Source organism: Pseudomonas sp. (assembly GCF_049590575.1).
Taxonomy (GTDB): Bacteria; Pseudomonadota; Gammaproteobacteria; order Pseudomonadales; family Pseudomonadaceae; genus Aquipseudomonas.
Map to the genome: position 1 here is coordinate 1 of NZ_JBAWDE010000323.1, position 12096 is coordinate 12096.

General features: G+C 60.9%; 10 protein-coding genes and 1 pseudogene. 4 read left to right on the top strand and 7 right to left on the bottom strand.

Going from position 1 to position 12096, the window contains the following annotated elements; genetic code table 11:
• Positions 1-135: pseudogene (locus WBR57_RS22525) on the top strand (capsule biosynthesis GfcC family protein); the annotation flags it as partial.
• Positions 132-2207 (top strand): YjbH domain-containing protein, encoded by a 2076-nt coding sequence (locus tag WBR57_RS22530; RefSeq protein WP_424086768.1) that lies wholly within the window; start codon positions 132-134, stop codon positions 2205-2207. The pseudogene WBR57_RS22525 and the gene WBR57_RS22530, both read left to right, overlap by 4 nt.
• 34 nt (positions 2208-2241) lie before the next feature.
• Here the strand turns inward: WBR57_RS22530 and WBR57_RS22535 are convergent, their stop codons facing one another.
• The 6 genes from WBR57_RS22535 to WBR57_RS22560 form a co-directional block, all read right to left on the bottom strand.
• Positions 2242-3633, bottom strand: coding sequence for an undecaprenyl-phosphate glucose phosphotransferase (locus WBR57_RS22535; RefSeq protein WP_424086771.1), 1392 nt, complete (start codon positions 3631-3633; stop codon positions 2242-2244).
• 245 nt (positions 3634-3878) lie between these two features.
• Positions 3879-4508: a winged helix-turn-helix domain-containing protein gene (locus tag WBR57_RS22540; protein ID WP_424086773.1), complete on the bottom strand. Its 630-nt coding sequence runs from the start codon at positions 4506-4508 to the stop codon at positions 3879-3881.
• Between the two features lie 31 nt (positions 4509-4539).
• Positions 4540-5244, bottom strand: a complete 705-nt coding sequence (locus tag WBR57_RS22545) for a hypothetical protein (protein ID WP_424086775.1) — start codon at positions 5242-5244, stop codon at positions 4540-4542.
• Entirely contained in the window at positions 5237-5962 is a 726-nt protein-coding gene (locus tag WBR57_RS22550) for a winged helix-turn-helix domain-containing protein (RefSeq protein WP_424086777.1), read from the bottom strand. Before WBR57_RS22550 ends, WBR57_RS22545 begins: the two co-directional genes overlap by 8 nt.
• 363 nt (positions 5963-6325) lie before the next feature.
• Complete coding sequence (locus tag WBR57_RS22555; RefSeq protein ID WP_424086779.1) at positions 6326-6595, bottom strand: hypothetical protein; 270 nt, start codon at positions 6593-6595, stop codon at positions 6326-6328.
• 145 nt (positions 6596-6740) lie between these two features.
• Positions 6741-7463, bottom strand: coding sequence for a pirin family protein (locus tag WBR57_RS22560; protein ID WP_424086781.1), 723 nt, complete (start codon positions 7461-7463; stop codon positions 6741-6743).
• Positions 7464-7642: 179 nt separating this feature from the next.
• Between WBR57_RS22560 and WBR57_RS22565 the strand changes: the two genes are divergently transcribed.
• Positions 7643-8593 (top strand): GlxA family transcriptional regulator, encoded by a 951-nt coding sequence (locus WBR57_RS22565; protein ID WP_424086783.1) that lies wholly within the window; start codon positions 7643-7645, stop codon positions 8591-8593.
• A gap of 149 nt (positions 8594-8742) precedes the next feature.
• Positions 8743-10254 carry a winged helix-turn-helix domain-containing protein gene (locus WBR57_RS22570; RefSeq protein WP_424086785.1) on the top strand — a complete coding sequence of 504 codons (1512 nt, stop codon included), beginning with the start codon at positions 8743-8745 and terminating at the stop codon, positions 10252-10254.
• Here the strand turns inward: WBR57_RS22570 and WBR57_RS22575 are convergent.
• Positions 10159-12096 (bottom strand): ATP-binding protein (locus tag WBR57_RS22575; protein WP_424086787.1); only part of this gene is annotated, 1938 nt, incomplete at its 5' end. The two genes, WBR57_RS22570 and WBR57_RS22575, sit on opposite strands and share 96 nt — an antisense overlap.

The following is a 12096-nucleotide window of genomic DNA, read 5'->3' on the forward strand; positions in this document are numbered from 1 at the left end:
GGTGCGCCTCCCGCGCCCGGCAGCACGCTGCTGGTGCCGGTCCGCAGCGATGACCTGGGTGCGCCCACCCCGCAACTGAACCCGCAACTGGCCGAATTTATCGCCACCCAACCCCTGGCCGAGGTCACGCCTTGAAATTATGTATTGCGGCCGTGCTATTGGTGCCTTGTGGCGTCGTGCATGGCGATCCTCGTTACACCCAGAGCGATTTTGGCGGCGTCGGGCTGCTGCAAACCCCCACCGCGCGCATGGCGCCCGCCGGCGAATTCAGTGTGAATGCCAACCGCACCGAACCTTACAGCCGCTACAGTTTTTCGGCTCAGCCGCTGGACTGGCTGGAAGGGACGTTTCGCTACACGGCGATCACCAACCGGCCCTATGGCCCCGAATCTTTCAGCGGCGGCCAGAGCTACAAGGACAAGGCCGTCGACGCCAAGGTGCGCCTCTACCAGGAGAGCCACAGGCTGCCCGAAGTCGCGCTGGGGTTTATGGACCTGGGCGGTACCGGGCTGTTTTCCAGCGAATACCTGGTCGCCAACAAACGCTACGGTGACCTGGACTTCAGCGCCGGCATCGCCTGGGGCTACCTGGGCAGCCGCGGTGATTTCGACAACCCCCTCGGCGCGCTGGATCAGCGCTTCAAGGACCGTCCCACCGCCGAAGGCTCGGGCAGTTTTTCCAATGGCTACTTCCGTGGGCGGCCTGCGCTGTTTGGCGGCGTTGCCTACCAGACGCCCTGGGCGCCGCTGAGCCTCAAGCTCGAAGTGGAAGGCAACGACTACAAGCACGAGCCCAGGGACAACCGCTTTCGCCAGGACTCGCCGCTCAACCTGGGGTTGGTCTACAAGGTCGCCGATTCCATCGACGTCAGTGCTGCCTGGGAACGAGGCAATACCGCGATGTTCGGCATCACCCTGCACACCAATTTCGTCAGCCGCAAAGCCCCGGTCAAAACCTATGACCCGCCGGCGCCCAAGTTGCCCACCGTGGCGCCGACCACCCCGATGGACCAGGTGGATTGGGCCGCTGTGGCCCAGCGGCTGCACGACAACGCCGGCTACAATGTGCAGCGCATTGCCCAGCGCGGGCCGGAGTTGCTGGTGTATGGCGAACAGCAGCGGTACTTCTACAGCGCCAAGGCGGTGGGCCGTGCCAGTCGCATTCTGGACAACAGCGTGAACGACCAGATCGACTGGTTCACCCTGGTCAGCGAGCGCTATGCCATGGGCATCGAGGAAACCAGCGTGCCGCGCAACACGTTCCGCGAGGTGGTCAATAACCGCGAGCCTCTGCAGAACCTGCACCGCCAGGCCGAGGTCAACCGCGCCAATACCAATAGCCAGACCGTGCTCTATACCCAGCCGCCGAAACCCTTGAGCTATGGCCTGGGCCTGGGCTACAAGCAGAACGTCGGCGGGCCGGACGGTTTGCTCTACCAGATCACCGCCGACCTCGACGCCGAATACCGCTTTACCCGCAACACCTGGGGCAGCGGCTTGCTCAGCGTCAACCTGCTGAACAACTACGACGGCTTTACCTACGATGCCCCGAGTGGTTTGCCCAGGGTACGCACCGACCTGCGCAAGTACATGACCAGTGCCGATGTGACCCTGCCGACGTTCCAGCTCAACCATGCGGCGCGGCTCGACCAGGACCTGTACGGCATGGTCTACGGTGGTTTGCTGGAGTCGATGTACGCCGGCGTCGGCAGTGAGCTGCTGTACCGCCCGATGGGCCAGCGCTGGGCCTTGGGGGCGGACCTCAACTATGTGCGCCAACGCGGTTTCGAGCAGGATTTCAGCCTGCGTGATTACCGCACCGTCACCGGGCACGTCACCGGCTACACCGATCTGCCGTTCAACATTCAGGGGGCCTTGAGCGTCGGCCGCTACCTGGCCAGGGATTGGGGCGCGACCCTGGACCTGTCGCGCCAGTTCAACAATGGTGTGCGGATCGGCGCGTGGGTCACCCGCACCAATGTGTCCAAGGAGGATTTTGGCGAAGGCAGCTTCGACAAGGGGCTTTACCTGTCCGTGCCGTTCGATGAGTTGATGAGCCTGTCTACGATGCGCCGCGCCAACCTGGTGTGGGCACCGTTGACGCGCGATGGCGGGGCGCGGTTGAACCGCGCGTATTCACTGCATTCGATGACGGATGGGCGCGACAGTGAGCTGTTTTACAAGAACATCGACAAGATCACCGAGTGAGGCGGGAAGGGGGACCTGAAGTCCCCCTTTTTTGTCAGTAGATATCCTTGGACAGCAGGGTGAAGGGCGTCTTGATCAGGATCTTGATGTCCAGCCACAGCGACCAGGTATTGATGTAACGCAGGTCGATGTCGACGCGGCGCTGCATCTTCTCCAGGGTCTCGGTCTCGCCGCGGCAGCCACTGACCTGTGCCAGCCCGGTGATACCGGGCTTGATCCGGTGGCGCGCCATGTACGCGTGGATCTTGCCCGAGTAGTAGTCGTTGTGCGCGATCGCATGGGGCCGCGGCCCGACCAGGGCCATATTGCCTTGCAGCACATTGAACAACTGCGGTAATTCATCGATGGACGTGCGACGGATAAACCGGCCCACCGGGGTAATGCGCGCGTCATTGCGGCTGGCCTGGCGCACCTCATGGTCGTCATGCACGCGCATCGAGCGGAACTTCCAGACCTTTATCACCTGGCCATTCCAGCCGTGGCGCTCTTGCTTGAAAATCACCGGGCCGGGGGAGGTGAGCTTGATCAACAGGGCGAACAGCAGCAATACCGGGCTCAACACTATGATCGCCAGCAGGGCGATGCTCTTGTCCAGCAGTGACTTGCTCAGGGCGGCGGTAGGGCGGCTGGTCAGCGGGCTTTCGTTGAGGAAGATGGCCGGCAGCCCGTCCACTTCGGCAACGCAATGGTTGAGCAGCAGCATGTTATTGAGGTCGGGCACCCAGATCACGTCCACGCTGATGTCCAGCAAGTTCAGGTACAGGGCCTCGATATGCGTGGCGTCCTGGAGTGAGTGGGTGATGTAGAGCCGGCGGATACCGTGTTGCCTGATCAGCTGCGGCAATTGCGGCAGTTCGCCGAGGATTTGCGCCGGCGCCTGCTTAGAGGCATCGGTGTGGCTGCCGACCAGGCCTACCAGCGGCGAGCGTTTTTGCCGGGAGAGGGCTTTCGCCAGATCCACGGCCAACTTACCGGTGCCAACAATCAGCGACTTGTGGCGTTCGTGAAGTTGGCGGTGATAATACCGCGACAGGCTATGCAGCGGGATATAACAAAGGGCCAATAGCGGATAACTTACGGCGGCCCAGAGTAATAATGTTTCGAGGGGGAACATCGCACTCGCGTTACAGACCAGGCCGATAAGCAACACAATGCCGACTGTCAGTAACCAGCCCATGAACAGCCGACCCAGGCCCACGCCATAGTCATCTTTCTTACTGTAGACATCACACAGGCTATACGCCGGCAAAGACGCCAGAATGGTAAAGGCAGCCAGCACGCGGTAGTTGTATTCAAGTTGACCGGTCTTGAAGAAGACCAACATGAACAACAGTGCAACCACCAGGCTCGATGCGAGCATCCACTGGCCCCAGAACGTTAAACCCTTGGGGGTCAGGTTGCGATGCATTCTAGTGTTATTCAGCATAGTTCTGCTCCCGGTGGTGACCACGCACGTGGTGGCAGGGTTTGATAGACAAACGGCATGGCCGAATTAAAACAACGGGCACGCGCGGTCGCGTACCGATAGATAGTAATCAACGGCAGGAGTCAGTGGCTGACGACTTATAACGACAGGCGAGTCATTTTTATTAGAAGGGGTGTTATAAAAAGGCAGGTATTAATGTAAGTAAATAGGCAGGGTGAGTGATAAGTTTAAGCGGTTTTATTGTGTTAGCGGCGTGATGAATTGAGCTCCAGGGGTTTCTTTATTTTTTGCGTCAGGCAATAGCCGCGGTTCCTGACTGCACGAAATAGACGCTCGCCGTCATTCGCGCGTTTGAACTTTTCCTGCAGCCGGCTCAGGCACATTTCCAGCCCGCGGTATAATTCGGGCTCGCGTCCTATATTGCGGATCAATTCCTCTTTGCTGACCACGCGTTCTTCATGGTGCAGCATCTTTTTAATCAGCGCCGATTCAATGGTGGTCAATGAAATGCGCAAACCGCCCTTGACCAGCGTGCGGTCATGTTGAGTCAGCAACCAGAAATCTTGCGGGTACAGCTGCGTTCGCTCGGCGCTTATCTCCGGAGGGCGAGGATGGTTATTCGACTTTTCCTGATCCTTTGAGGTCGGCATTCTTGATTCTTGCCGCGCCGCGTTAAACGGTAGTGAAGGTAACCGCAGGGTGTGGGTAATCACATAAGTGTTAAAGCGTGCGAGCGTCTGCTGCGCAGGTGAGAGCACTGGCGGTTCATCCGCTGCGTTCAGATCGTAATGGAACAACTCTGCGTTGGGCGTGAAGTCCTGCAGTGCTATAGCCGGAAGCGTCGTCGTGAAGGCGTGTTTCTTTAGGGAGCTCATAGTGTCCACCGATATCAGGAAAGTGCAGTTGTTATAGGCAGTCGGGAGGGGAGTAATAGCCGCCCTGAAAGTATTCGAAAGGCAGGTTTTTAGCCAGCATTGCACTGTCGGAAAACTCTACCGTGTCGGCGATAAAGCGTACGCCCGTGGTGCTGATCAGCTCTAGCATGCGGTCGTAGAGGCGATCGAACAGATCCGAGCGTGTCGTGAGGCTCAGCCGGAGCGCGGAATCCGGGAAGGGCATCTTGATGTAGTCATAGAGCTTGAGGTCGATCAGTAAGTCCGCAGGTTTTGTATCGAGTCTGTAGTTGTTGTAGGCCAGCGTGATACCACTGTGGTCTTTCAGCCTGTACAACTGACGCACCATGGCACGGCGTTCTACCGGGCCGGGCAGCGCATCCAGGGGGTTGTCGATACTCAGGGTGAAAGGCCGGTGGTTTTTTTCCAGTGACTGCGCGGTCTGAATAATCCACGTGAGAGTGTCATCGTTCATCAAGGCCGTCTGACCGATGCGCAGAAATGTGCGAGTTACCTTTTTGTCGAGCGGCCGGACTTTTTTACGCTGAGGGCTTATACGCTGCAACGCCGCGTGGTAAGCATTTTCAAGTTGCTCGCCAGTGTGGTCACCGACCAGCCTGATTTCATTCGCCCACAAGGCATGCCCGCGATCAACGATCGCCTGCCTGACGATGTGCAAGTCCGAGCTATCGGCGCGTGGGTTCTTTTCGCTATTCACGGTTCGACGTCTCCTTGGTGTGCTGGACATGACTGGCGCAACTAAGGCTGCGGCTGAGTTTGTAACCATAGCCGCGGATATTCTGGATAATATTTTCGCCGTAGTGTGCCTTGATCTTACTGCGCAGCCGGCTGATGGACTTTTCCAACGCGCGGGAATCGTAATGCCGGGTATTAAGCCCCATGGCAGCGGCGATCTCATTATGACTGAGCAGTCGATTCTGGATCAGCGCTTCGAGTACTTTCATTTCGACGAATGATATTTCCAGCTTTTTGCCATCGCCATAAATGCACATACGGTCCTGGTCCAGTATCAGGCCGCAATGAAGTTGCGCGTTGTCGCTGAGAAAAGCGTTAAACAGGCTTAATTTTTTTTCGGGGGCGGTTTCTACCACTTTGACGCAGTAGTCCGCGCCGGCCAGGTAGTATTTGGTCTTGCTCAGGGTCGAGGCAAAAGTGACAACCACAAATATGGTCGAGCCAGGGTGCTCTTCTCGGGTTTTTCTTATTATGTCCAGGGTTTGATTGCTGGCCGAGGGTGTGTCCACTTCTATAATGATGGCACGGTAATGTCCATGATTTTGCTGGGCCTCTACTAGTTGCCCATAGCAACGTGTATCGACTTTTAAATCATCCGCTACAGTTCGAACTATAAGCGCCCGAAAGTCCTCTGATTTCGATTGAGTTCGTGCAATAGCGAGGACGTTGGAAAAATGCATTACCCTACTCCCTTTTCCGGCATGCAAGGCCGTCAGTTCGATCGCTGCTAGCGTTTAGATACTAATCGAATTGAATACGTTAAAACGTGACAAATTTTAACATTCGCCACTTTGTTTTTACGAATCGGAAGGGGAGATGCGCGGATATTAGGCAGGTGCTTGTACGAACTTACACATAGCCTAGTGCAAATTTTTACTCTCGGATAAGTATTTTAGTCCTAACGCTTTTTTTGCCAATGCGGGTCTTGAAGCCTGTCCGTCATCAGGTGGAAAACGGCTGGGCGAGCCTGCAACGCGTTTAATCGCAGGCGAAAAAAAACCGGCTGATCAGGCCGGTTTGGGGTTCCCGCAAACAGCCGGGCATTAAGCGTTGTTGCCTTGCAGACGATCCGCACCACCTTCAGCCAGGCCGCGTTCCTGCAGACGATCCGCACCGCCTTCAGCCAGGCCGCGTTCCTGCAGGCGATCCGCACCGCCTTCAGCCAGGCCACGTTCCTGCAGGCGATCCGCACCGCCTTCAGCCAGGCCGCGTTCCTGCAAGCGATCCGCACCGCCTTCGGCGACAACAGGGTGAGAAAATGCGTTTGCAGCGAGTACCGAGAAAGCGAGGCTAAGCAAGATTTGGCGTTTCATGAGTGTGTGCTCCGAGTGTTTTAGTTGGGTTGTTGCTGGTATGGGTTTGATGTTACGCGTTGCATTTTTTAAGAGAACTTCATTGCGCTGATGGTGACTATCGACGCCAGCGATGGCCCGTAAAGCTGGGCCATCGCCGTGCCGGTCAGGGCATTTGCGGCAGTTCCAGAGGGCGCAGGTCGAACACCAGCACCTCGGCATCCTCACCCTGGCTCAGGCGAATCTGGCGCTCATCGCGCACCCGGGCGCCGTCGCCTTCGTGCAAGCGCTGGCCGTTGACTTCAACGCTGCCTCGGGCCACGTGGATGTACACATGGCGGTCCGGCGGCAGGTCCAGGCTGGCGCTTTCGTCAGCGTTGAACAGCCCGGCATACACGCGTGCATCCTGGCGTACGCTCAAGGAACCGTCGGCGCCGTCCGGCGAGATGATCAACTGCAAGCGCCCACGTTTCTGCGCCGCGCTGAAGTGCTCCTGTTGATAGCGCGGTTCGGCACCGGCCACGGCGGGCACGATCCAGATCTGCAGGAAGTGCACGCCGCGGGTCTGGCTGTGGTTGAACTCGCTGTGGGCTACGCCGCTGCCGGCGCTCATCAATTGCACGTCGCCAGGGCGAATCACCGAGCCGGTGCCCAGGGTGTCCTTGTGTTCCAGGGCGCCTTCGAGCACATAAGAGAAGATCTCCATGTCGCGGTGCGGGTGTTGGCCGAAACCCTTACCGGCGGCAACGCGGTCATCGTTGATCACCAGCAGGTCGGAAAACCCCTGTTCCTGCGGGTTCCAGTAGTTGGCGAACGAGAAGGTGTGAAACGACTTCAACCAACCGTGATTGGCGGCGCCGCGTTCGGAAGCTTTGCGAAGGGTCAGCATGGGGGTGTCCTCAAGTCAGCGCGGGCTGCGAGATGCAGGGCGCTTGCGTTGAGAAGAAGGTTACTGGTTACCGTATAATTCATTAAGAAGGTGAAGTTTGAATAACTGTCTCCCTCGGGTTGACAGTCTTGGACGTGCCATAATGCCCGCCGTCTCTCTTCTTCTGGATCTCTCGTTTTATGAAAACCGTGGCCATGGCGTTGTTTCCGGACTTCCTCCTGCTCGACATGGCCGGGCCGCTCGAAGTGTTTTCGATTGCCAACCGGTACCTGCCTGCGGCAGACCACTATCGGATACTCACCATTGGCACCGAGCCCGGCCCGCTGCGCGCCTCCAATGGGGTGGCGGTGCATGCCGACCTGCTGCTGGGCCAGGCGCACGAGGCCTATGACCTGCTGTTGGTGCCCGGCGGCCCCGGTGCCTACAACGAATGCCACCCTGCGCTGTTGCCCTGGTTGAAACAGGCCGCGCCACGCGCCCGGCGTTTTGGTTCGATCTGCACCGGTGCCTTTGTGCTTGGGCATGCGGGCCTGCTCGACGACCACCGCGTGACCACCCACTGGCACTACACCGAACGTTTGATCAAGGCCTTCCCCAAGGCCATCGTCGAGACCGATCGCATCTACCTGCAGGATGGGCGCTTGATCACCTCGGGCGGGGTCACCGCGGGGATCGACCTGGCGCTGTCAGTCGTGGCCCAGGACCATGGCAAACACGTCGCGGTGGAAGTGGCCAAGGTGCTGCTGGTGGTGATGAAACGCCAGGGCGGCCAGGCACAGTTCAGCCCGATGACCGCCGCCGTGGCGCCCCAGGAAACGCCGATCACCCGTGTGCAGAAGCATGTGCTGGAGCACCTGGATCAGCCGTTCACCATCGAGTCGATGGCGGAGCTGGCCGGCATGAGCGCGCGCCATTTTGCCCGCCTGTTTGCCCGGGAGGTGCAGATGACCCCCATGGCCTTCCTGCAGGGCGCGCGCATCGACCGTGCTCGCCAGTTACTCGAAAGCACCGAGCTGCCGCTCAAGACCGTGGCCTTCCACGCAGGCTTCGGCAGCGTGCGGCATATGCGCTTTCTGTTCAGTGAAAAGCTCGGCCTCAACCCGACCCAATACCGACAACAGTTCAGTTAACGACAGGATGTCCGTCTCGCGCACCCGAATGTCCGTAGCGCTCCCTGTGCCAGCATTGTCCTGTCACCGCCAACTGGCAAGATAGCCACAAGCCCACGGAAAAGGATGCGCGAACGCCCAAGGCCGGGCGTTTCAGCGCGATGACAGACATGCAAAACCCTCAGGCGATGGACGCGGACAGCACGCTGCGCTTTGGTGCCTATGCCTTTCACCGGCACCAGCGGCTGGTCAGCAAGGCCGGCTGGCCGGTGCCTTTGGGTGGCCGCGCGCTGGACATCCTCGCCGTGCTTCTGGAAACACCTGGGCAGTTCATCAGCAAGGCCACGTTGATCGAGCGGGTATGGCCGTGCAGTGTGGTGGAGGAGAACAACCTGCGGGTGCACATCGCCGCCTTGCGCCGCGCCCTCGACGGGCAACGCTTTATCCTTAATGACCCGCAACGTGGCTACTGCTTCGCCGCGCCGGTGCAGGCGCCCATGCACGCACTGCCGCCTCGGCACAATCTGGCCGTGCGGCTCAGCCCGGTGATGGGCCGCGATGAATTGCTGAGCGTGCTGGTGCGGCGCTTGTCGGGGCAACGCCTGCTCTGCCTCACCGGTTGCGCCGGTGTGGGCAAAAGCACGCTGGCCCTGGCGTTGGCCGAGCGTGTTTTACCGCGTTACCGCGACGGCGTGTGGTGGGTCGACTTGGCCACGGTGCAGGCGCCGCTATTGATGCTGCGCCACCTGGCCTCGGCGCTGCAGCTGGAACCCTGCGCCAGTGTGACTGAGCTGTGCCGCCAATTGGCCGGCCGGCAGATGCTGCTGGTACTCGACGGTGCCGACCTGTTGCTGGGCGCCTGCCGCCATTTGCTGCGCGTATTGCGTGAACAGGCGCCCCAGGTCAGCGTGCTGGTCAGTAGCCGTGAGGCGTTGCAGGCGCCAGGTGAATGGGTACTGCGCGTGCCTCGCTTGGCGGTGCCTGCACCGTCGGTGTTGGGCAGTGTCGAGCAGGCGATGGCTTATCCGGCGGTGCAGTTGTTCGTCGCTCGCGCACGCGCCAGCCAACAGGGCTTTGAATTGCGTCTCCAGGACCTGGCGCCGCTGCGCGATATCTGCCGGCGCCTCGACGGCATTCCCCTGGCGCTCGAATTGGCTGCGGCCCAGGTCGACGCCTTGGGCGTGTGCGGTGTGCAGGCGCAATTGCGCAGTGGCATACAGCTGCTGGTCCGTGGCCGACGCACCGCGGTTGAGCGCCATCAATCGCTGGCGGCCGCGCTGGACTGGAGCTACGAGCGCCTGAGCCTGCCGGAGCGCTGGCTGTTTTTGCAATTGGGCCTGTTCCGGATGGCGGTGACCTTGCCGACCCTCAGCCAACTGGTCGCCGGCACTGAGCTGGAGCACGCTGACCTGGCCTACCTGCTGGGGCGCCTGGTCGAAACCTCGCTGTTGAGCGTCGAGCCGGGCCTGGGGCCGGAGCGCTACCGTTTGCTCAATAGCACGCGCAGCTACGCCCTCGCGCAACTGCGCAACCCTGCACAGGTCGCGCGGTTGCAGCAGGGTTATGGGCATTATCTTGGGCCGTTTTCAGGCCGGCCGTTTGTCTTGCAGCTCGTCGAGCAGGCCGCGCACGCGGAGCAGGTCCTGGGTGCCCAAGCCTTCGGTAAAGCGCGCGTAGACTGAGCCCAGCAGCTCGCGCGCGGGTTGCACACGGCCTTGGGTTTGCCACAGCCGCGCCAATGAGGTCGCGCAACGCAGCTCCCAGGCGAGGGCGCCTTGCTGGTGCGCCAGGCCCAGGGCTTCGAGCAGCAACGCTTCGGCCGCGCGGGCATCGGCCAGGCTCTCGGCGTGCACCCGCAGAATCTCCGGGCTGCACCAACCGGCCGCGCCACTGCGCGCCCGTTCCAAGGCACGCAGATCCACCGGGCTGGCGCCGAAGGTGATCAAGGTGTCCTCGACCAGCCCCAGGCCCTGCAAATCGTTGCGCTCGAGGATGCCGGCGTAGTGGCCGGCCCAAGTCTGGAACAGTTGCACCGAGTGCTTGTGCGACTGTTCCAGCAGCAGCGCCTGCAGCGACCGCGCCGCCTCGTCGTCACCGTTGTAGCGGGCGATCACCACGCCGGCCAGGGCCAGGGTGTAGCAGATCGACGTGCCGTGATTGATTTGCAGCGCCAGTTCCAGCGCCTGGCTGGCGACGCTCCACGCGCGGTCAGGGAACCCTTGCAACCACAGGATCCGCGCCAGCACCGTGAGCGAGGCCACGCTCTGGTCGTATTGCACGCCGATACGGTGCGCGAAGCGGTTCAACGAGCCACTGTGGGCCATGCGCTGGATCATCTGCTCGGCATTGTGCCGCGCGAGTGTCTGGTTGCCGGTGTAATGCTGTGCCAGCACGCGCAGGCGCTGGGCGCTCAGGTCCAGCAGCGGGTTGGTGCGCGGGTCGAGATGATCGAACTGCACGCTCAGCTCGAGCGCCTGGCGGTAGAGGCCCGCACACAGATTCACCGCCATGTGGCCGGAGACCGCACGCAATTGGCCGTCGAGGTCCTGGCGTTCTTCGGCCAGGCGCCGGGCGCTGACAAACGCGGCGATGGTGCGCGGTGCAGCACCCAAGGCGTGATAGGACAGGCTGCCCAGCGCCAGTTGCAGTTGCAGGGTCAACTGTGTGCAGGGGGAGCTGGCCGTGCCCATCCGCGCCAGGGCCTTGTCGACATACAGGGCGTGTTCCCTGAGCAGCGACAATTCCTGCCAAAGCGGCATTGCGCTGACCGTCAAACGGATCGCCAGCAACTGCTCACCGCCGTCGGCAAGCCCCCAGTCAAGGGCGGCGCGCACGTCTTCACGCAGTGGCGCATAACGGTCGATCCATGGCTGGGTGGCGGTCAGTTCCCAATCGTCCTGCGCTTGCTCCATCAGGGCCAGGCAGCGTGCCGCGTGGCGTTCGCGGGTGGCGTCGAGCTCCTGGGCTAGGCTGAGTTTTTCCAGGGCATAGGTGCGGGTGACATCCAGCAGGCGATAAACCATCTCGTCGTCGCCGGGCTCCACGTTGAGCAAGGATTTGGCCACCAACTGAGTGATCGAGCCGAGCACTTCGATCGGCTCGATCTGCTCGCCGGCAATCACCGCCGCCGCGCTGGCCAGGCTGAAGCCACCGCGGAACACCGCGAGGCGGCGCAGGCAGATCTGCTCGCACGCGGTCAGCAGGGCGAAGCTCCAGTCCAGCGTGGCACGCAGGGTCTGGTGGCGGGGCAGGGCGCTGCGCCGGCCACGGGTCAGCAGGCGAACGTTGTCGTCCATTTGCACCAGCAACCCAGGCAGGCCGAAGCGTTCGATCTGCGCCGCGACCAACTCGATGGCCAGCGGAATGCCGTCCAGGCGCTGGCAGATATCGATCGCCAGCGGCAACTCTGCTTCGCTCAGTTCAAAGCTGTCCTGATGGGACATGGCCCGTTCGATCAACAATTGCAGGGCCGGGTAGCCCATGGCCTGGGCGCGATTGCCGCTGGCGGGCGGGCAGGCCAGGGG